Consider the following 18,383-nt stretch of genomic DNA (forward strand, 5'->3'; position numbering starts at 1 on the left):
CCGCAGCGCCCGTCAAACGTGCCGTTCGACCTGCATCTTCTTGATTTCGGCGATGGCCTTGGCGGGTGAAAGACCCTTGGGGCAGACGTTCGCGCAGTTCATGATCGTGTGGCAGCGATAGAGGCGGAAGGGATCTTCCAGCTCGTCGAGCCGTTCGCCGGTCATTTCGTCGCGGCTGTCAGCCAGCCAGCGATAGGCCTGAAGCAGAATTGCCGGGCCGAGGAACTTGTCCGAGTTCCACCAATAACTCGGGCACGAGGTCGAGCAGCAGGCGCAGAGGATGCACTCGTAAAGGCCATCCAGCTTCTCGCGCTGTTCGGGCGACTGCAGGCGCTCCTTGCCCGAAGGCGTCGGAGTGACCGATTGCAGCCAGGGGCGGATCGAGGCGTACTGCGCATAGAAATGGGTGAAGTCGGGGACGAGGTCCTTGATCACTTCCATGTGCGGAAGCGGGGTGATGCGGATATCGCCCTTGAGGTCTTCGATCGCGGTGGTGCAGGCGAGGCCGTTGCGGCCGTTCATGTTCATGGCGCAGGAACCGCAGATGCCTTCGCGGCACGAACGGCGGAAGGTCAGCGTCGGATCGACCTCGTTCTTGATCTTGATGATCGCGTCGAGGACCATCGGCCCGCATTTCTCGAGGTCGATCTCGAACGTGTCGTAACGCGGGTTCTGGCCCGAATCCGGGTCATAGCGATAGACGGTGAACTTCTTCACCTTCGCGGCACCCTCAGCCTTGTGGTGCTGGCCCTTGCCGCTGATCTTGCTCTTCGCGTCGAGGAAAAATTCGGCCATGAATCCGGTTCCGTCCTATGCTTTGCGCACCCCTCTAGCGATTCAGCGCGGCGGGGCAAGGGGGCAGGGTATTTGAGGGCAGGCAACGCGGGTGCGAACTGCGCTCCCCTGATTGCAGTAAACGCAAGTTGATGAAGTACAGGCGCAGCGCAGCGTCTTTCGCGCGCGAGGCCTGGATGTGCGAAAGCCGCTCTGGTGGGCGCGGCTTTTCGGGTTTCGGTTGGTCTGGACAGGTCAAAGAGCCAGCCGACTTTGGCAGACCGCAGCCGTGTAGGAAAGTTCGCTAAAACGCGGACAAGTCGCAAAACGGACCCTTAGGTTCCGGCCTTGTGCGGCCATCTCAGTCAAATCGCAGACATGCAGTCAGCGCGTGAGCACCGTTTCGATATCCAGGTCCTGCGCGGGATCGCGGTGATGTTCGTGCTGGCTTTCCACGCGTTCCCCGGAATCGCGCGCGGCGGTTTCCTTGGCGTCGACCTGTTCTTTGTCCTGTCCGGCTATCTCGTTACGCGGATCATTCTGGACAGGCTGGGGCGCGGGACATTCACTTTCACGGGCTTCTACCTGCGCCGGGCGCGCCGCCTGCTTCCTGCCGCATGGACGACGCTTCTCGCCACAACCTTGCTGGGCTGGCTGTTCCTGACTTCGGCGCAGTGGCACGACTATCTGCGCCAGCTTTACTGCGCGCTGGCCTTCGTCGCCAATGTCGCGCTGCTGTTCCAGGCGGGTTATTTCGATAGCGAGGCGGCGACGAAGCCGCTGCTGCACACCTAGTCGCTCTCGCTTGAGGAGCAGTATTACCTGATCCTGCCGGTTGCGCTGGTATTCACGCCGCGCCGCTGGCGACTCGCGCTGATCCTTGCCGGGCTGCTGGCCAGTCTGGCCATTGCAGTGGACTGGACGACGCTTGGGGGGCAAGGCGAACCTGGCGTTCTATCTGCTTCCGGCACGGGCTTGGGAACTGCTGGCCGGATCGCTGTGCGCGTGGCTGGCGATCCATCGCCGTCCTGCCGTGGGTCTGCTCTGGCGGAGGCCGGCTCTGGCCGCCATCATCGCCATCTGTGCATGGCATCGGATCATATCCAGCCGGGCTGGCCAGCGATTGCGGTCTGCGCGGCGACAGCGCTGATCCTGCTGGGACGGGATGGCTGGCTTCCGGGCAATCTGGTCACAATGGCCACCGCACGGATCGGCGACTGGTCCTATTCGATCGATCTGATTCACTGGCCGCTGCTGTGGTTTGCGGGGCTGGTTTATCTCGGCAACCCGCCGCTCTGGCTGAAATGTGCGTTGTTGCTTGTATCGATTGGTTTGGGTTGGCTGCAATATCGCCATGTCGAACAGCCGTTGCGCCACGCGGAATTCTGGGCGCAGCGCGGCCGAGCAATTGCCGTGCCTGTTATCATGCTCGCCGCTATTGCCGCAGCCAGCCTGCCGATGATGATCGGCGGTCCGCAGGCGAGGGGGGCCGAGCTTGCCCACGAACTGCGCCCCAATCGCGGGCTGGCGAATGACTGCGGAGAGCTGGGCAATCGCAGGCAGCCGGCAGAGGCGTGCCGCAGCGGACAAGCCCCGAGGATCGCCATCTGGGGAGACAGTTTCGCCATGCACCTGTTGCCCGGCCTGCTGGCCGAACCGGGCATCGCCAATTCCTTGCTGCAAGTTACGCGCAGCGCCTGTGCTCCGATCCCTGGTGCTGCGGAGTTGCGCCCGGGCTACTACCGCATCGCCATGGATAATTGCGTTGAGTTCACGGATTCGGTGCTCGATCAGCTGGGGGCGGTGGAAGCGGTCGATGTCGTTGTCATCAGTTCGCGCTTTCGTCTGCTGACAGGTGACACGCCGTTCCTGCTTGGTGGGCGCACCGATGCCCGGCCCGAGGAACTGGTTGCCGCAGTGGAAGCCGCAATCCGCCGGCTCCAGGCCAGCGGCAAGCGCGTCATCCTCGTCTCGCCCGTGCCGCATCCGACGTTCAATCCTGCCGAGTGCGAGGTCCGGCAGCGCGAAGGCCTGCCAAACCTTTCCGTGAAAAGCTGTGCCTTCACCCTGCAGGACATTCATCCGCAGGTCCTCCGCGTCAGCGAACTGCTGGACGAAGTGGCGCGGCGCACCGGAGCTAGGTTCGTTCAGCTCGACAAGGCGGTATGCCCGGAAGGTATTTGCCGCACCGCTATCGACGGGAAACTGGTGTTCCGCGACCGCAGCCACCTCAGCGTCGCAGGGTCGCGCCGTCTGGTGCCGCACAGCGGCCTGATCAAGGCGATAGGCCTGCCGCTCACTGTTAACCCGCCGCCGGCCAACCGCTGAACCTGGGCCGCTGATCTTCGGCAGCGGCCCGGATTCCGGTAAAAGACTCAGTCGACGTCCGCGCCCAAACCGCCCGAAGGACCGGTGAAGCCGGCAGCGCCGCCTTCGCTTTCCCACCAATAGCCCGGGCGCTTGCGGGTGCCGGTCACTTCCTCGTTAAGCGTGGCCGCGTCATAGAGCCGGCCGCCGATCATGACCTTGGCGATCTTGTCCGAATTGCGGATGTCCTTGGTCGGGTCGGCATCGAGCACGACAAGATCGGCCAGCTTGCCTAGTGCAAGGCTGCCGATATCCGCATCGAAGCCAAGGCTGCGGGCGCTTTCGATGGTGCCGGCGCGAAGGGCCTCCACTGGCGTCATGCCGCCGCGCACGAAGGACCACAGTTCCCAGTGGGCGGCGATCCCGGCTTCCTGACCATGCGCGCCGATCGATACCGGCACGCCGAGCCGGGCGAGCTTGGCCGCCTCGCGCGCGCTGTTATCGTCGACATAGTCCTCTTCGGGAGCGATTTCGCGGCGCGCGCCGGCGGCGGCGAGGGCCGATGCCGGTTCGTGCTTTTGCAGCAGCGGGTGCTTCCAGATCTCGGTGTGCGAGCGCCAATAGGGATCGGCCGCCGGGCCGCCATAGGTCACCACCAGAGTCGGCGTGTAGGCGACCTTCGAGCGCGAGAAGTATTGCAGCACGTCGGTGTACATCACATCGACCGGCACGTTGTGCTCGATCGTGGTGTTGCCATCGGCGATCAGTGACATGTCGAAGCCGAACAGCGAACCGCCTTCGGCCACCGAGCGCATGTTCTCGGCAATAGCAGCCCGCATCACCTGCTGGCGCTGCTCGCGGCGGGGCTGGTTGTAGTTCTTGATCGAGAATGCCCCCTGCGCCTTCAGGCGGCGGACGTGGGCAAGCGCGTCCTCATAAGAGTTGATCTCGGCGTAAACGCCGGGGCTCTTCGCGCCATAGACGATCTCGCCGGTCGAGAAGCTGCGCGGGCCGAGCACGAGGCCGGCGCGCTGCATTTCCAGCTGCGGGAAGACCAGCGCCAACCGGCTTGACGGATCGTGCCGGGTGGTGACGCCGAGCGCGAGGTTGGTCAGTTCCGACCAGTTCGCCTGCAAGGTCAGTTCATCGATGCCGTAGGGGCCGTGGGCGTGGGCATCGACGAGGCCGGGGATGATCGTCTTGCCGGAAGCGTCAACCGTGGGCGTGCCTGACGGAACCGCGACGGAAGCGCGCGGGCCGACGGCCTTGATGCGGTCGCCCTCGATCAGGATCGTGCCGTCCTCGATCACGCCGCCGTCTGCGCCGTTCATCGTGACGATCCGCGCGCCGGTGATGGCAACCGAACCCTTCGGCTTGTCGAGACTGACCGGCATGGAGAGGGAAACGCCGGTGGTTGGGGGAGTGTACTTCGCCGGGCGCGGGCCGGGGGCATTGGCGAAGAACGTGGCGCGGTCGGCGGTGTAGAGCACGGGGCCGAGAGACCAGTGCAGCTTGTTACCGGCGTTCGACCAGTGGATCCAGTCGGCCCCGTCAGCGCTGGCCTTGGTAACCGGCAGCGGCGTTCCCGAAGGCTGGGCGGAGAGCGTCTGGGTGCCCGGCAGCATCGGCATGACGAAGGCTTGATAGTTCTGGCGAAAGGCGAAGAACTTGCCATCCGGCGAAACCGCATAGTCGTTCACCAGCTCGCCCTCGGCATGGACGCGCTTGGCCTCGCCATTGAGGTCGGTGCTGACCAGCTTGCCCTTACCGCCTTCATAGACATAGGCGAACACGCGGTCGCTGGCCGCGCCGAACTGCGGGTGGCCGCCATCGCGCAACACGCGGGTCACTGCGCCGCCGGTGGTCGCGACCTTGTAGAGGCCGGGCTCCGCCGAATTGCGCGGGGAGACGAGCCCGCCGCCTTGCTGCTTTTCGAAGACGATTGTGCGGCCATCGGGGGAGAAGGTGGGGCGCGCATAATGTCCGGGGGTGGATGTGACGGAAGCTGCGCCGGTGCCATCGGTTCCCACCGTGCGGACTTCGCCAAGGCCGGTGTCGGTCCAGCGCACGAAAGCCACGCGGCGGCTGTCAGGCGACCATGCGGGATAGGCTTCCATCGCCTCGGTCTCGCTGGTCAGCCGGCGGGCCGTGCCACCGGCTGCGGGCTTGACCCACAGCTTGCCGAGCGTTTCGAAGACGATCTGGCTGCCATCTGGCGAAACAGTCGCGCCGCGCGGGATCGAGGTGTTGAACGTCGCCGGTGCCACCGGGATGGCCGGGCGCGGGGGATCGACGACGAGACGCGTGTCATTGACGCGGAAAGGGATCACGCTCGCTTTGGCCGAGGCGAGGTCGAGCCGGTTGAGCTTGCCGCCGGCCCAGAACACGATGGTCTTGCTGTCAGGCGTCCAGGCCATGTTGGGATAGACGCCGGTCACGGCCCAGGTTTCCTGCACGTCCTGATCGAGCGTGTCATAAACCTTGCGGTCGGTGCCGGTGGCAAGATCGCGGACATAGAGCTTCGACTTCGTCCGTTCGCGCCGGACATAGGCGATCTTGCTGCCATCGGGCGAAGGCGTGGCCCGCACCGCGCCGCCTTCGCCGCCGATGGCCTGATCGGTCTCACCGGTTTCAAGGTCATAGCGTTCGATGGCAAACAGCTGGGTATTGCTGTCCTGTGCGTAGATGAAGGTGCCGCCCGGCGTGGTATTGCGGGTGAAATAGATGTGCTTGCCATCTGGCGCGAAGATCGGTTCGCCCAGTTCCTTCTGGTGCGTTTCGTTGGGCCGTTTGACCAGTTGCACGCCGGCACCGCCCGAAACGTGGTACATCCAGACCTCCCCGGTGCCGAGTGAGCGCTGGGTGGTGAAGTGCTTTTTGGCAACGATGTACTGCCCGTCGGGGCTCCAGCTCGGCTGGTTGAGCAGGCGGAAGTTTTCCGTGGTCAGCTGGCGCTTGTCGCTGCCATCGGCGTTCATGATCCAGATGTTGTCACCGCCGCCCCGGTCGGAAGTGAAGGCGATCCGCTTGCCATCGGGCGAGAAGCGCGGCTGCGTTTCATAGGCGAGGCCTTCCGCGATGCGGGTTGGCGTGCCGCCCTCGATTGGCAGGGTGTAGATATCCCCCAGCAGGTCGAAGGCCACGCGCTTGCCATCGGGCGAAACGTCGAGGTTCATCCACGTGCCCTCGGCGGTGTCGATGGCGATGGGCCGGGTCTTCATCCCCGGCGGGGCATTGACGTCCCACTTGGCTTCCTTGGCTGGTTCAGCGGCGAGGGCGGGGGCGGAAATGGCGATGGCGAGGGTAGATACGGCAGCAAAAGTGCGAAGCATACGAAAGGTGTCCCCAAATCGGAATGGGCGCAACATCAAGCTACTTTCACCAATGTCAACGCCTGTCCGATGAACGTCCAAGGCGGCTTGCCGGATGACTTGGGCTGTGGTCCCTTGGTGCACATGAAACCGTCTGTTTTCAGTCCCGGTGCACGGCCATGACCATGCGCGCCTGCGTCTTCGGCGCGTCCGGAGGGATTGGTGCCGCGCTGGTCGCCCGGCTGGCCGCGCGCGATGATGTGGCGGAGGTTTTTGCCCTGTCGCGCCAGCCGGATGCGGGCGGGGACAAGGTTACGAGCCTCGCCTTCGACCTCACCGACGAAGCCACGATAGCGGCCGCCGTGGCTCAGATGGGCGAGGGCGGGGCGATCGACCTTGCGATCATCGCCACCGGTATTCTCTCGCTCGGCGAAGGCAAAGGCCCGGAAAAGAGTCTCTCGCAGATCGATGGCGCGGCGATGGCGCAGGTCTTTGCGCTCAATACCATCGGTCCCGCGCTGGTCATGAAACATGTCGTGACGCTGCTTTGCCGCGAATCCCGCGCGGTGCTGGCCGTGCTATCGGCGCGCGTCGGATCGATTGGCGACAACAAGCTCGGAGGCTGGCACTCCTACCGCGCATCCAAAGCCGCGCTGAACATGCTGGTGCGCAACTGCGCGATCGAATTCGCGCGCACCCGGCCCAAGGCCATTGCGGTCGCCCTCCATCCGGGGACGGTCGACACCGCCCTGTCGCAGCCCTTCCAGCGCGGGGTACCGCAAGACAAGCTGTTTACCCCGGATCGCTCCGCAGGGCACCTGCTGGAGGTCATCGAGGGCTTGGCCCGCGAAGACAGCGGCGGCCTGTTTGCGTGGGACGGACAGCGCATTGAATTCTGAGAGGACAGACATGGCCAAGGCAGATTTCAGCCCGGACAAGGCGCACGGCGGCCCCAGCTCCTATCCGCCGCCACATGGCGAGAAGCTGGAGGGGCGCAAGACGTGGATCGTCACGCGCGAATTCGGCCTGACCCAGTTCGGCGTCAACCGCGTGGAGCTGCCACCCGGCGGCTGGTCGTCAAACCGCCACTGGCACCGGACCAATGACGAGGCGGTGATCGTCATTTCGGGCGAACTGGTGCTGGTCACCGACGATGGCGAGGAAGTGCTGCGCGCGGGGGATTGCGTGGCCTTCAAGGCCGGGGTCGCCAATGCCCACCACTTGCAGAACCGTTCCGACGCCCCGGCGGTCTACTTCGATATCGGCGGCCGCGATCCCTATGACGTATCGACCTTCCCCGACATCGGGCTTGAGGCGCGCACCCGCATGGCCATCGAATTCCGCGAGATCACATGACGATCACCCTGCACATGTTCCCGACGCTCAACGCCCACAAGGTGACGATCGCGCTAGAGGAAATGGAGCTGCCCTACGAGATCGCTTTCATCGACATCTTGAACGGCGGTCAGGACGATCCGAAATTCCGTGCGCTCAACCCCAACGGGCGGGTCCCGGTGCTCACCGATGGCCCGGTAACCGTGTTCGAGAGCGCGGCGATCCTGCAGTACCTTGGGCGCAAGTCCGGGCGGTTCTACCCGGCGGACGAAGCCGGCCGGGCCGAAGTCGATTCATGGCTGTTCTGGCAGATGGCCGGACTGGGGCCGTCATCGGGCAACGTCAACTGGTTCACCCGCGCAGCGCGCAAGGACGGCCGCGATCCCTTGGAAACCGGCTTGGCAATCCACCGCTTCACCAAGGAAACCGCGCTGCTGTTCGACGTGCTCGAAACCCGGCTGGCAGGCCGTGAATACCTCTGCGGTGCCTATTCGATTGCCGACATGGCCTGCTGGACGTGGATCGACAAATACCCCGATAACGGCGGTGGGCTTGCCAGCCGGCCCCGCCTTGCCGCATGGCATGGCGCCATAGTCGCCCGCCCGGCAGTGCAACGCGCGCTGCGGGCCGGGCAGGACCTGATACAACGATAACAGACCGGAGAAGATCACCTGTGAGCGACCATTTCGTCCGGCCCGACGTTCAGGCTTTCCTCGACATGATGAAGGCCAATCCCCGCCCGCCGATGAGCGATGAATTGGTCGCCTATATGCGCAGCCTGCCGCCGGGAGCGATCCCCTCACTCGACCTGCCCGTGGGCGAACTGGCGGTAATCCGTGACCTGACAATGCCGGGGCCGGGCGGCGACATTCCGCTGCGCCTGTTCGATGCCAAGGCCGAACGCGCACCCGGTCCGGTGGTGGTCTATTACCACGGCGGCGGCTTTGCGGCTGGGTCGATCGACAGTCACGCCGCCGTCTGCGCTGACATAACGCGGGCGATAAACCTGCCGGTGGTCTCGGTCGAATACCGCCTCGCGCCGGAAAATCCCTGGCCCGCAGCGCCCGACGATGCCGAGGCTGCAGCGCGCTGGGTGGCGGAAAACGGCGCGGCTTTGGGCATCGAACCAACCGCGCTGGTGCTCGCCGGGGATAGCGCCGGGGGCAACCTTGCCGCCGTCACTGCGATTGCCTTGCGTGACGCGCCGGCGGCGCTGCCGGTGCTGTTCCAGTTCCTGATCTACCCGGTCACCGATTCGCAGACACTCCACCCTTCGCGCCGGACCTTTGCAGACGGTTTCTTCCTGTCGAGCAATGACATGGCCTACTTCGACCGCGCCTATGCCAGCGACGTCTCGCACTGGCGTTCGTCCCCAGCGCGCGCCGATCTCGCCGAACTGCCGCCCGCGATGGTCGTCACTGCCGGGCTCGATCCGCTGCGCGACGAAGGCCGCGAATATGCGCGGCTGCTGGAAGCGGCAGGCGTGCCGACGAAGCTGCTGGAGGCCGACGGCACGATCCACGGCTTCTTCAACTATCGCCTGCACATCCCATCGGCGCGCGACGATTTTTCCGAGGCGCTGGAACTGGCCAACTCCATGCTGCTTGAGGCAGGCGGGATGTAACGCCTGACCCTGTCGGCGCTTTCGCTTGATTGGCCTGCCTTGCGCTCTTGCGGTGCAGGCGAGGCGGCCTAGCCTGCGCCGATGGAGAGGCACACGGCCAAAACCTTCTGCCGTAATTGCAGCGCGCACTGCGCGATGGAAGTCGACGTGGTCGATGGCCGGCTGGCGGGCGCGCGGCCCGATGGGACGCTATCGCCTTATGGCGCTTACCTGTGCCCCAAGGGTCGCGCCTCGGTGGATTTTCACAACGGGGCGGAAGGACGGCTGCTCGCCAGCCTGAAGCGGACAGGCGAGGGCGGCTATGCGCCAATCGACAGCCACACGGCGATGGCGGAAATCGCCGACCGGCTCGCGGCAATCGTCGCCGCACATGGCCCGCGCGCGGTGGCGGTCTATCATGGCACCGGGGCCTATCGCTCTGTGCTTGGCAATATCATGGAGCGCGCCTGGGTGGCGCAGCTCGGCACGCCCAATTTCTTCTCGACCATGACCATCGACCAGTCTGGCAAATGGGTATCCGCCGCGCGGGTGGGCATCATGGCGAGCGGCAAACATGCGATCCGCGATGCCGATCTGGCCGTGCTCAGCGGCGGTAATCCGGTCGTCACACATCAGGGCGCGCCTTATGCCGTGGCCGAAAGCGGCGCGCCGGGGCGGTCGTTCGAACGGCTCAAGGAACGCGGCGGCAAGGTCGTGCTGATCGACCCGCGCCGAACCGAGACCGCGCGCTATGCCGATCTGCATATTCAGCCGAGGCCGGGGCAAGACGCGGCAATCTTTGCCGCGGTGGCCCACGTTATGCTGCGCGATGGCACGTGGGACAGCGGCTTCGTTTCGCGCCATTGCAACGGGTTGGAAGACCTGCGCGCGGCGGTTGCGCCATTCACGCCAGAAGTGGCCGCAGCGCGGGCGGACGTGCCGGTGGAACAGATCGAAACGCTCGCCCGCTGGCTCGGCGAGGCCAAGCGCCCGGTCGTGGGCAGCGGCACCGGGCCATCGATGGCGGACCATTCTAACCTTGCCGAGACGATGATTGATGTCGTCGGCCTTTTGGCCGGCGGCTACCGCCGCGCGGGCGACCTTGTGCGCAATCCCGGCACGCTCAAACCCAAGGTCGTACGCGAAATGGCGCTGGCGCCCAGCCGCAGTTTTGAAAAGGCACCGTTCTGCCTGTCCGAGCCGGTCGGGCCGCTGATGCACGAATTGCCCACGGCCCTGATCCCGCGCGAGATCATAGCCGACCACCCCGACCACATCCGCGCGCTGGTGGTGTTCGGCGGTGATCCGCTGATGGCGCTGGGCGATCCCGGCGTGGCCAAACCTGCGTTCGAGGCGCTCGACCTGCTGGTCTCGCTCGATTGCCGGATGACCGAGACCGGTAAATTGGCCGACTATGTCGTGGCCGCCAGCCAGCCATTCGAGCGGCACGAACTGACCTTTGCCGCCGATGCGCTTTATCCTGAACCCTTCGCACAATACTCGCCGCCGCTGGTGGCGAAACCCGGCGATGTCGTCGACGACTGGGAGTTTTTCTGGTCGGTCGCCGCGCGGATGGGACTGGATCTGACGTTCAAGTATTGGGGCTATGGGCTGGATTACGGTTCGATCCCGGGCGGTCTGCCGCTGTCATGCGAAGAGCGTCCAGAGCCTGAAGCCCTATGCCGCTTCCTGTGCAGCGACGGTGCGGTCACGTTTGACGAACTGGCCGCAAATCCCGGCGGGGTGCGCCCGCAGCGCGACCCGGTTCACGTGCTCTCCGCGCCCGAGGGCTGGGACCAGCGGCTAGATCTGTGCCCGTCCGATATGGCGGCGGAACTGGCCGTGGTTGCAAAGGAAGCGCCCGATCCTGCGCCGTTCCGCCTGACCTGCCGGCGCGTGCTCCATGCCCTCAACGGCGCGTTCAGGGAGTCGCGCGGCAATCGCAAGCGGCATCCGGTCAATCACGCCTACATGGCCCCGGCGGACATGGCGGATCTGGGCCTGGAGGACGGCTGCGAGGTGGCGATCGTCTCGACCCACGGCGCGATCCGGGCCTTTGTGAAGGGCGAGGACCGGCTGCGGCGCGGCGTCGTTTCGATGACGCACATGTTCGGCACGCTGGATGGCACCGGTGATCCGCGCGGCGAGGGTGGGAGCAATGTCGGGCGGCTGACCTCGCTCAGCGAGCATGTTCAGCCGATCAACTTCATGCCGCGCTTTTCCGCCGTGCCAGTGGAAATTCGAAAAGTCTGACCCCCAAACGAAAATCCCCTCCCGGCCGGGTGGCGGGGAGGGGATGTTTCGTTTGGGTCTTGGCAGACCTTGGCGGCTTATTCGCCGAAGGTGCGCTGCCACCAACCGCGACGGGCAGGGCCGGAAGCGGGTGCTTCTTCGCCGGCATCGTCGACCAGGTCAGCAGCAGGTCGCGGTTCGGCTTTGGCTGCTACCTCAGCTTCCGCTTCGACGGCGGCTGCCGGTTCGGCATCGGCCTTCTTCTTGCGGGTGCGCTTCGGCTTGGCTTCGGCAACCGGCTCGGCGGTCACTTCGGCTTCCGGTTCTGCCACAGGGGCCGGAGCTTCCTCTTCGGCTTCAGGCTCGACCTTCTTCTTGCGCGTCCGCTTGGGCTTTTCGGCCACCTGTGCTTCTTCCGCGACCGGAGCTTCTTCAGCAGGAGCCTCTACGGCCTCGGCTTCGACATCGGCCTTTTTGCGGCGGGTACGCTTCTTGGGAGCGGGCTCTTCAGCAGCAGCTTCCTCGGCCGCAGGAGCCTCGTTAGCAGCCGGCTCGGCCTGATCGGCATCGCCGTCCTCGCCAGCGGTTTCCTCGCTACCGCCTTCGCTGCCCTCTTCACCGCGACCACGGCCACCACGCCGGCGACGACCACGACGGCGACGCTTGCGCGGTCCTTCGCCATCGCCTTCACCTTCGGCGCGCTCTTCGCCGCCTTCGATTTCCTCGTCGTCGTCGCGTCCGGTTTCGCCTTCAGCGTCGTCGTCAGAGCGGCCGTCTTCACGGTGCTCCTCGGGGCCGTTTTCCCGGCCTTCCTCACGATCGCCTTCTTCACGATCGCCATCACGGCTGCGGCCCTTGCCGCCACGGCGGCGACGGCGGCGTTTGCCGCGATCTTCACCTTCACCGCGTTCACCGCGTTCACTACGCTCGCCGCGTTCGCTGCGATCTTGGCGCTCTTCCTCTTCTTCCTTGTCATCGAAGTCCTCGTCGACGATATCGTCTTCCTCGGGCTCGCTGATCGGCTCGAAGCGCGGCATCACCGTCGGGCGCGGGCCGGACGAAGCGACGCGCATCTTCGCGCCTTCGTTCTCGCCTTCGGGGATGACCTGTACCTGGACACCGTAGCGTTCCTCGATCTCGTGCAGGTCGGCGCGCTTGGTGTTGAGCAGGTAGATCGATGCCTCGGTCGAGGCATAGAGCGTGATTACCGTGCCACGGCCCTTGGCGGCTTCGTCCTCGATCAGGCGAAGTGCGGCAAGGCCCGAGCTTGATGCCGTGCGGACCAGGCCGACGCCGTCGCAGTGTGGGCAGGCGCGGGTCGAGGCTTCAAGCACGCCGGTGCGCAGGCGCTGGCGGCTCATTTCCATCAGGCCGAAGCTGGAGATCCGGCCGACCTGAATACGGGCGCGGTCGTTCTTCAGCGCGTCCTTCATGGCTTTCTCGACCTTGCGGACGTTCGAGCCATATTCCATGTCGATGAAGTCGATCACGACGAGACCGGCCATGTCGCGAAGGCGCAACTGACGGGCGATTTCGCGGGCGGCTTCAAGGTTGGTGCTGAGCGCCGTCGCCTCAATGCCGTGCTCCTTGGTGGAACGGCCCGAGTTGATGTCGATCGAAACCAGCGCCTCGGTCGGGTTGATAACCAGATAGCCACCGCTCTTGAGTTGGACGACCGGTTCGAACATCGCGGTTAGCTGGTCTTCCGCCCCGTAGCGCTGATAGAGCGGCACCGGGTCCGAATAGGCCTTCACGCGCTTGGCGTGGCTGGGCATCAGCAGCTTCATGAAGTCGCGCGCGGCGCGGTAGCCGTGTTCGCCTTCGACGATGACTTCTTCGATATCCTTGTTGTAGATATCGCGGATCGCCCGCTTGATCAGGTCGCTGTCCGAATGGATCGCCGCCGGTGCGCTCGACCGCATCGTGGTCTCACGAATGCCGTCCCACAGGCGGGCAAGGTAATCGAAGTCACGCTTGATCTCGGTCTTGGTGCGCTGCAGGCCTGCCGTGCGGACGATGCAACCCATCGACTTGGGCAGGTCCATCTCGGCAATGATGCCCTTGAGCCGCTTGCGGTCAGCTGCCGAGTTGATCTTGCGGCTGATGCCGCCGCCATGGCTCGAATTGGGCATGAGCACGCAGTAACGGCCGGCAAGGCTGAGGTACGTGGTCAGGGCAGCACCCTTGTTGCCGCGTTCTTCCTTGACGACTTGGACGAGCAGCACCTGACGGCGCTGGATGACGTCCTGGATCTTGTAGCGGCGGCGCAGCGCCATGCGCTTGGCGCGCAGGTCATCGGCTTCCTTGGCGTGGCCGCGATTTCCGCCGCCACCCTGACGCCGGCGTCCACGGCCGCGGCCGCGACGATCATCGCCGCCTTCGCCTTCTTCGGCTTCTTCACCATCGTGATCGAAGCCGTTTTCGACGTGGCCATCCTCGATGGTCGCAACTTCGTCCTTCTCGGCCGTGTCGACTTCCATCACGCCGCCGAAGTCATCGCCATCGTGGTGATGTTCGTGGCTGGTCCCGGCCATGTCGTCGGCCAGGGTTTCACCCAGCTCGTCGTCGCCAACGAAGTCTTCCTCACCCTCGGCCTTGGCGCGCAGGGCGGCCTCTTCCTCGGCATGGGCGGCTTCTTCAGCAAGCAGCTGTTCGCGATCCTCTTTGGGGATCTGGTAGTAGTCGGGATGGATTTCGCTGAAAGCCAGGAAGCCGTGCCGGTTTCCGCCGAAATCGACGAAAGCGGCCTGCAACGATGGCTCTACGCGTGTAACCTTGGCGAGGTAGATGTTGCCCTTGATCTGCTTGTGTTCAGCAGATTCAAAGTCGAACTCCTCAATCCTGTTCCCCTTTAGCACCGCCACCCGGGTCTCTTCCTGGTGGCGCGCATCGATAAGCATGCGCGTTGTCATTGGTATTACTCCATGCGCGCCGCCGCACTTCCATCGGGAGAAGGGCGGCGCGTCCATATGCAAACACGCCATGGCCGGTGGAGCAGGATGAACCTGCCGTGTTGGTCATGGCGATGTGGGTGTTTCCGCGCTGCCGAAATGCGCGCGCGGGCTGGCCAGATGGCCGTGTTGCGACTGCGGGATAGTCAAGGCGCGGCGAAAAGTTGCGCGCATCGCATTGCGATTCCAGCACCGTCAGCGTTGCCCGCGCCGTGGGGCGCAGGGCTTGGCAAAACGGTGAAAGGCTTGTCATTCCAGCATCAACCTGTTCGAATCCGGAACTCTTGCGGTCCGGCATAGCGGAACATTCATGCTCCGGCGCGGGTCTGCTAGCACTGCTGGTGCCGCCCCGCAAGGATTGAGGATGAATAGCGCGCAGCGATTGCGACAGGCCTAACAACCGCTTAACGGGAAATCCCATGCGTCGCGCTCCGCCGTTCATCCTGTTGCTCCTGATCCCTGTCGCGGTGCTGGCGGGGCTGGTCTGGCTTGACAGTGCCTTCGGCTTTGCCGGGCGCGGGCGCGACTATGTCATCCGGCTCGATCTGCCGCCGCCGGCGGGCGAGGTTGGCCTGCCGCCGATCGAAGGCCCGCTCGATCCCAGCCGGCCACTGGTGGTGATCGATGCCGGGCACGGCGGCTTCGATCCCGGGGCAGGGAGCGAGCGGGTGCGCGAAAAGGATGTCACCCTAGCTCTCGCCCGCGCGCTGCGCGACCGCCTGATCGAAGGCGGGGGCGTGCGGGTTGCCCTGACGCGCGGTGACGACAAGTTCCTGGTCCTTGAAGAACGGGCCGGAATCGCCCGCCGGCTTAAGGCGGACCTGTTCATTTCGATCCATGCCGATGCCGCGCCGACTGACGAAGCGAGCGGCGGCACAGTCTATGTCCTGTCGGAACGCGGGTCGAACCAGACAGCGGCGCTGCTGGCCGAAAAGGAAAACCGCGCCAACGTGATCAACGGCGTGCAGCTTTCGCGGCAATCCGGTGATGTGAGCTCGATCCTGGTCGATCTGGCGCAGCGTGAAACGTTGGCCCAGTCAGAGGATTTCGCTGCGCTGATCCTGCGCGAAGGGCGCGGCGAGATGCGGTTCCGCGAATCCGCGATCCAGTCGGCTGCCTTCATCGTGCTGAAAAGCGCCGACCTGCCTTCGGTCCTGTTCGAAGCCGGTTACATCACCAACCCCGAGGATGCGACATGGCTCAAGTCCGGGGAAGGGCGCGATGCCTTTTCGAAGAGCGTTGCCCAGGCCATCCGCGTCTATTTCGCCCGTCATCAGCCCGGTTGAGAAAAGCCTGTGGCAACAGCGCGCGACCCCATGCTAGGAGCCGGCGATGGCCGACGAGACTGCCCCTGAATCGAGCTTGGCTTCGACCCGCCTGCGCATTCGCCGCGAGGCGAGCGGCGCGGCTGAATGGTTTCGTTCGAACTGGCGGGAAAGCCGGCGTTTCCGGTGGGGCGGCTATCTGCTGGGCGCGCTGCTGACGATCTATGCGGTGATCTGGCTGGCGATTCTGCGCACGCTGCCATCGGCCGATAGCCTGCTGACCTACCAGCCGCCGCTGCCCACCATGGTGCGCGGCGTGAACGGCGAAATCGTCTATTCCTATGCGCGTGAGCGGCGCGTCCAGCTGCGTTTCGTCGATTTCCCCAAGCCGGTGATCAATGCCTTCCTCTCGGCCGAGGACAAGACCTTCTGGAGCCATGGCGGCATCGATTACACCGGCATCGCCGGCGCCGTGGTCGACTATGTCACCAAGATCGGCTCGGGCAACCGTGCGCGAGGCGGCTCGACCATCACGCAGCAGGTGGCGAAGAACATCTTGATCGGCGACGAATATTCGCTGGGCCGCAAGTTCAAGGAAATGGTCCTCGCTGGGCGCATTGAATCGGTGCTCAACAAACAGCAGATTCTCGAGCTGTACCTCAACGAAATCCCGCTTGGCCGGCAGAGCTTTGGCGTGGAAGCGGCGGCATTGGCCTATTTCGGCAAGGACGTTGATCAGCTGTCGCTGAGCGAGGCGGCGTTCCTCGCCATCCTGCCCAAGGCGCCCGAACGTTATGGCCGCGCCAAATATGCAGAAGCTGCGATAGAGCGCCGCAACTGGGTGCTCGAGCAGATGGCCGACAATGGCTGGGCGACGCCTGAACAGGTGGCCGAAGCCAAGGCGCAGCCGCTTGGCATCATTGCCCGCCGGGTGGAGAGTTATGACCCCTCGAACGGCTATTTCGTTGAGGAAGTCCGCCGGCGACTGGCCGAGAAATACGGTGAAACTGCCGACAAGGGGCCGAACAGCGTCTATTCCGGCGGCCTGTGGGTACGCACCTCGCTCGACCCGCAAATGCAGAAGGCCACCGAAGAAGCCCTGCGCGCCGCGCTGCTGCGCTATCATGGCGGGCGGGGCTGGGTCGGCCCGATCGACAAGCTGGACGTAACGCCCGACAAGTGGCTCGGACCGCTGGTCGCGGCGAACCATACCATCCATTATCAGGACTGGCGTATTGGCGTTGTCACCCAGCGCGACGGCCCGCGGGCGACCATCGGCTTTACCGATGGTTCGACCGCGCCGCTGGTCGGCCTGCCCCAGACAATCAAGGCAGGCGACGTAACCGCCGCCTCGCCGGTCGGAAACGCCTGGACCGTCCGCGCCGTGCCCGAGGTTTCGGGCGGGATGCTGTTTCAGGACGCAAGTACCGGTCGCGTGCTGGCGATGCAGGGCGGATTCGACGCCGGTCTGGGCAGCTTCAACCGGGCGACGCAGGCACAGCGCCAGCCGGGCTCGACGATCAAGCCTTTCGTTTATGGCACGGGCCTCGATTACGGCATGACGCCAGCGACGATGGTCCCCGACCAGGCCTTCTGCGTCTATCAGGGTGCGGCTCTGGGGCAGAAGTGCTTCCGCAACTTCGACATGCGCGGCGCGGGCGGGATTCACACCATGCGCTGGGGCCTTGAACAGTCGCGCAACCTGATGACCGTCCACATTGCCAATGACACCGGCATGGACCGCGTCGTCAAGACGATCGACCGCGTCGGCATCGGCAAGTACGAACCCTATCTCAGCTTCGCGCTGGGCGCTGGCGAGACGACCGTTGCCCAGATGGTGAACGCCTATGCGGCGCTGGCCAACAATGGCGTGCAGTTCAACCAGTCGATGATCGACTATGTGCAGGACCGCAACGGCAAGGTCATCTGGCGCGCGGACGAGCGCCGCTGCGAAAAGTGCAACATGGCAGAATGGGATGGCAGCGCCATGCCGCGCTTTGCCCCGCGCGGCCGCGAAGTGATGGATCCGCGCACGGCCTATCAGGTTGTCCACATGCTCGAAGGCGTGGTCACGCGCGGCACCGCCACTGTGCTCAGTGATCTTGGCTTGCCCCTGTTCGGCAAGACCGGCACCAGTTCGGGCCCGACCAACGTCTGGTTCATGGGCGGCAATCAGGATATCGTCGGCGGCGTCTATCTTGGCTTCGATCAGCCGCGTTCACTCGGCGGCTATGCGCAGGGCGGCACCATGGCCGCGCCGATCTTCAAGCAGGTCGTACAGGCCACAAAGCCGCGCTGGTCGCGCCTGCCATTCACCGCCCCGCGCGATATCCACATGGTCAAGGTCGACCGGGTGACCGGCAAGCAGGTGTTCGGCGGAACCGCGATCAACGAAGGCAAGTCGGCGATCATCTGGGAAGCCTTCAAGGCCGAGGCCGAACTGCGCGAGGCCAGCCGCGAGGACAAGCTGAAAGAACAGCGCGATGCCCTCGTCGCCGCCGTGCGCCGCGTTCGCAAGGCGTCGGAACCGCAGGGAGCAGAAGCCGCGCCCAAGGAAGAGCCGCCAGTCAAACCTGCAGGCGATCCAGTCGGGCTTTACTGATGA

Annotated in this window: 13 protein-coding genes; 9 read left to right on the forward strand and 4 right to left on the reverse strand. The window is 64.8% G+C overall.

What is annotated here, in order from left to right:
• Nucleotides 1-12 precede the first annotated feature (12 nt).
• Nucleotides 13-795: a succinate dehydrogenase iron-sulfur subunit gene (locus WG900_RS03190; protein WP_310533028.1), complete on the reverse strand. Its 783-nt coding sequence runs from the start codon at nt 793-795 to the stop codon at nt 13-15.
• 357 nt (nt 796-1,152) lie between these two features.
• Between WG900_RS03190 and WG900_RS03195 the strand changes: the two genes are divergently transcribed.
• A complete protein-coding gene (locus tag WG900_RS03195) occupies nt 1,153-1,569 on the forward strand; it encodes an acyltransferase family protein (RefSeq protein WP_339964605.1) in 417 nt (138 codons plus the stop codon).
• A gap of 291 nt (nt 1,570-1,860) precedes the next feature.
• Complete coding sequence (locus WG900_RS03200) at nt 1,861-3,102, forward strand: acyltransferase family protein (protein ID WP_339964606.1); 1,242 nt, start codon at nt 1,861-1,863, stop codon at nt 3,100-3,102.
• A gap of 47 nt (nt 3,103-3,149) precedes the next feature.
• Here WG900_RS03200 and WG900_RS03205 read toward each other — a convergent pair whose 3' ends face one another.
• Nucleotides 3,150-6,413: an amidohydrolase family protein gene (locus WG900_RS03205; protein ID WP_339964607.1), complete on the reverse strand. Its 3,264-nt coding sequence runs from the start codon at nt 6,411-6,413 to the stop codon at nt 3,150-3,152.
• Nucleotides 6,414-6,571: 158 nt separating this feature from the next.
• Here WG900_RS03205 and WG900_RS03210 point away from each other — a divergent pair, with 158 nt between their 5' ends.
• From WG900_RS03210 to WG900_RS03230, 5 genes are all read left to right on the forward strand, one after another.
• Nucleotides 6,572-7,291, forward strand: a complete 720-nt coding sequence (locus WG900_RS03210) for an SDR family NAD(P)-dependent oxidoreductase (protein WP_339964608.1) — start codon at nt 6,572-6,574, stop codon at nt 7,289-7,291.
• Nucleotides 7,292-7,301: 10 nt separating this feature from the next.
• Entirely contained in the window at nt 7,302-7,748 is a 447-nt protein-coding gene (locus WG900_RS03215) for a cupin domain-containing protein (RefSeq protein WP_339964609.1), read from the forward strand.
• Nucleotides 7,745-8,380, forward strand: a complete 636-nt coding sequence (locus tag WG900_RS03220) for a glutathione S-transferase family protein (protein ID WP_339964611.1) — start codon at nt 7,745-7,747, stop codon at nt 8,378-8,380. The genes WG900_RS03215 and WG900_RS03220 overlap by 4 nt, the downstream gene beginning before the upstream one ends.
• A gap of 20 nt (nt 8,381-8,400) precedes the next feature.
• Entirely contained in the window at nt 8,401-9,351 is a 951-nt protein-coding gene (locus tag WG900_RS03225; protein WP_339964613.1) for an alpha/beta hydrolase, read from the forward strand.
• 81 nt (nt 9,352-9,432) lie between these two features.
• On the forward strand, nt 9,433-11,583 hold the full coding sequence (locus WG900_RS03230; protein WP_339964615.1) for a molybdopterin-containing oxidoreductase family protein: 2,151 nt from the start codon (nt 9,433-9,435) through the stop codon (nt 11,581-11,583).
• Nucleotides 11,584-11,660: 77 nt separating this feature from the next.
• On the opposite strand, the gene WG900_RS03235 is transcribed toward WG900_RS03230, so the two are convergent.
• Nucleotides 11,661-14,474, reverse strand: coding sequence for an Rne/Rng family ribonuclease (locus WG900_RS03235; protein WP_339964617.1), 2,814 nt, complete (start codon nt 14,472-14,474; stop codon nt 11,661-11,663).
• A complete protein-coding gene (locus WG900_RS03240) occupies nt 14,398-14,934 on the reverse strand; it encodes a hypothetical protein (RefSeq protein WP_339964618.1) in 537 nt (178 codons plus the stop codon). The genes WG900_RS03235 and WG900_RS03240 overlap by 77 nt, the downstream gene beginning before the upstream one ends.
• On the opposite strand from WG900_RS03240, the gene WG900_RS03245 reads away from it, so the two are divergent.
• Nucleotides 14,933-15,799 carry an N-acetylmuramoyl-L-alanine amidase family protein gene (locus WG900_RS03245; RefSeq protein ID WP_339964619.1) on the forward strand — a complete coding sequence of 289 codons (867 nt, stop codon included), beginning with the start codon at nt 14,933-14,935 and terminating at the stop codon, nt 15,797-15,799. The two genes, WG900_RS03240 and WG900_RS03245, sit on opposite strands and share 2 nt — an antisense overlap.
• A 46-nt stretch (nt 15,800-15,845) precedes the next feature.
• On the forward strand, nt 15,846-18,380 hold the full coding sequence (locus tag WG900_RS03250; protein ID WP_339964621.1) for a penicillin-binding protein 1A: 2,535 nt from the start codon (nt 15,846-15,848) through the stop codon (nt 18,378-18,380).
• Nucleotides 18,381-18,383 lie beyond the last annotated feature (3 nt).

The organism is Novosphingobium aquae, from assembly GCF_037572715.1.
Lineage (GTDB): Bacteria > Pseudomonadota > Alphaproteobacteria > Sphingomonadales > Sphingomonadaceae > Novosphingobium > Novosphingobium aquae.